Source organism: uncultured Amaricoccus sp., assembly GCF_937858865.1.
Lineage (GTDB): Bacteria > Pseudomonadota > Alphaproteobacteria > Rhodobacterales > Rhodobacteraceae > Amaricoccus.
This window is the reverse complement of record NZ_CALLYO010000309.1, coordinates 1-2,554: the sequence shown is the minus strand read 5'-3', so window position 1 is coordinate 2,554 and position 2,554 is coordinate 1. Positions and strand designations below refer to the sequence as shown.

Sequence of the window (2,554 nt, the reverse complement as noted above, 5' to 3'; positions counted from 1 at the left end):
GTCCAGAAGATCACCTCATCCCGCCCTCAGCCAGCCCTGTCGTGTAGTGTGAAGGAACAGTGAACGCGTTCTGGATATCTTAAATTGTTCAGGTACTTGACTGGTTTCGCACGCGTGCGACAAGTGCGCGCGGGCGCGCCCGGTGGCGGTCTCGCGGGCCGCTTGCAGGGGTCTCAGAGGGGGCGGCGGGCGCGCTTGCGCTGCAGCTCGAGATGGCCGAGCGGGGTCCATCCGGCGATGGTGGTGTCGACGGAATCGCGGCGCAGCGCGGCGGTCAGCGCCCGCTCCACGCGCGGCCGGTCGGCGCGGGGAACCGGGGCGAAGTCGACGACGATCTGCCCGCCCAGCCCGCGCAGGCGGAGCTGGCGCGGCAGCTCGGCCGCGGCGGCGAGATTCGCCTTCAGCCCCGCGGCCGGCGAGAGGTCGCCGCCGGTATTCACGTCGACCGCCACCAGCGCCCGGGTCGGCTCCACCGTCATCGAGCCCTGCCCGAGCGGCACCGCCGGGTCGCGCAGCCGCTCGACCTCCTCCCATATGCCGGCATCGGCGAGGGCGGTCGCCGCCTCGCGCACCGCGGTCCCCGGCTCGTACCAGTCGCGGAGCGCCTCCGCCGCCGCGCCCGGCGCCGCCCGGACCAGCCCCGGCGGGCCGCCCGCCGCGAGCTCCTCCCACGCGCGGCGGAGGCCCGCGATCTCCTCGGCGATCGCCCCGTCCGCCGCATTCCCGTCCGCCGCATCCCCGGCCGCCGAGCGCAGGATCAGCCCGAGCGCTGCCTCCGCCCCCGCCATCGCCGCCCCGGCCAGCGCCGCGAGTTCCGCCCGCCGCCCGGCATCGCGCAGCGAGCGGGCGACGTTGATCCCCGGCGCGTCGGGGGTCAGGATCGCCGTCCGCCCCTTGAGCAGCAGCCGCGCGCTCACCGGCGGCGCCTTCCCCGCCTCCGCCCAGCCGCTCACCTGCACCAGCAGCGGCCGCCCGGGCGCCGGCAGCTTCGCGCCGCGCAGGAAACCCGAGAGCCCGCCGCCGAGATCGACGATCGCGCCGCCGAGACCCTTCATCGGCCGCCCCGGAACCGCACGGTAGATCGCCTCCGGCCGCGGCGTCGGGTCGGCCGGGGAGGGGTCGACGAGCAGATCCTCGAGCCGTCCGTCCACCATCAGCGCCGCCGCATGCCCGCCGGCGGGGAGCGGCTCGACCAGGATTTGCCGTCCCTTCACGGCAGGATGCCTTCCGCCTCGAGCAGCCCGAGCGTCTCGGTCAGCGGCAAGCCGACGACGTTGGAGTAGGAGCCGCCGATCCAGGGGATGAAGCCCCCGGCGCGTCCCTGGATGGCATAGCCGCCGGCCTTGCCCTGCCATTCGCCGGAGGCGAGATAGCCCTCGATCTCGCGCCCCGACAGGCGCTTGAGGCGCACGGCGGTCTCGACCGTCCGGCTCCGGCTCCGCCCGCCCCGGCGGAGGGCGACGGCCGTCACCACCCGATGGCGCCGCCCGGAGAGGAGCGCGAGGAAGGCGGCCGCCTCGCCGGCGTCGCCCGGCTTGCCGAGGAGCCGCCGCCCGACCGCCACCACCGTGTCGGCCGCGAGCACCGCCTCGCCTTCGTCCGCCGGCACTGCCGCGAGCTTGGCGAGCGCCAGCCGCAGCGCGCAGGCGCGCGCGGTCTCGCCGCGGCGCGGGGTCTCGTCGATCTCGGTGGCGAGGATGGCGTCGGGGACAATGCCGACCTGGGCGAGCAGATCGCGCCGGCGCGGGCTGGCCGAAGCCAGGATCAGCCGCGGGCGCACGGGATTCGATGCCGGCGCCGCTGCGTCACTTGAAGCGATAGTTGATTCGCCCCTTGGTGAGATCGTAGGGCGTCATCTCCACCTGCACCTTGTCGCCGGCGAGCACGCGGATGCGGTTCTTGCGCATCTTGCCGGCGGTATGGGCGATGATGGTATGGCCGTTCTCGAGCTCCACCCGGAAGGTCGCGTTGGGGAGAAGTTCGGTCACGACCCCGGGGAATTCGAGAAGCTCTTCCTTGGCCATGGGTTGTCCGATGCTGTTGCGCGAGGCGCAGGCGCCTTCACGCCCGCGCGCGGAAAATGGCGCCAAAGTCAAGCAGATTCAAGGGCAATCGCCCCGGCCCCCCGCAAGGCGCCCGCGGCGCCCGCGCCGTGTAACCCATTGCCGGCGCAGCACGACCCGCCTCCGCCGCCCCGGCGCGGTGTCGCCGGGGCGCAACAGACAGGGCGGAACTCGCGCTGCCCTGGCCCGAGGACGTCGAGGCGCAGCCGCCGAGCGCGGTCCGGGCCCGCCTGCTCGGCTACGACGGCCACAAGGACGGCCAGGGAGAGGGCACCTACCGCACCGCCGACCACGACCTCACCTTCGGGGCGGTCCAGGTCGGCCTCGACCTCCGCCGCGCCGAGCAGGACGGCGGCCAGCGCGACCGGGTCGGGTGAATGGCTCGGTCCCGTCGCGCGCGCGCCCCCCGCGACCCCGCGTTAACCTCTGGTCCCGACCGCAAATCGTATGGCCGCTTTCCAGCCCCTTTCCGGCCGCATTCCAGTCGGCCC

General features: G+C 74.4%; 3 protein-coding genes. All 3 read right to left on the bottom strand.

Annotation, left to right across the window (positions count from 1 at the left end; all coding sequences use genetic code 11):
• Window positions 1–173 precede the first annotated feature (173 nt).
• From Q0112_RS08790 to infA, 3 genes are read right to left on the bottom strand one after another with little or no spacing between them, the layout of a single operon-like run.
• Window positions 174–1,214: a ribonuclease E/G gene (locus tag Q0112_RS08790; protein WP_297974070.1), complete on the bottom strand. Its 1,041-nt coding sequence runs from the start codon at window positions 1,212–1,214 to the stop codon at window positions 174–176.
• Window positions 1,211–1,780 carry a nucleoside triphosphate pyrophosphatase gene (locus tag Q0112_RS08785; protein WP_297974067.1) on the bottom strand — a complete coding sequence of 190 codons (570 nt, stop codon included), beginning with the start codon at window positions 1,778–1,780 and terminating at the stop codon, window positions 1,211–1,213. The genes Q0112_RS08790 and Q0112_RS08785 overlap by 4 nt, the downstream gene beginning before the upstream one ends.
• Window positions 1,781–1,805: 25 nt before the next feature.
• A complete protein-coding gene (gene infA / locus Q0112_RS08780; RefSeq protein WP_111428650.1) occupies window positions 1,806–2,024 on the bottom strand; it encodes a translation initiation factor IF-1 in 219 nt (72 codons plus the stop codon).
• Between the last annotated feature and the right edge of the window lie 530 nt (window positions 2,025–2,554).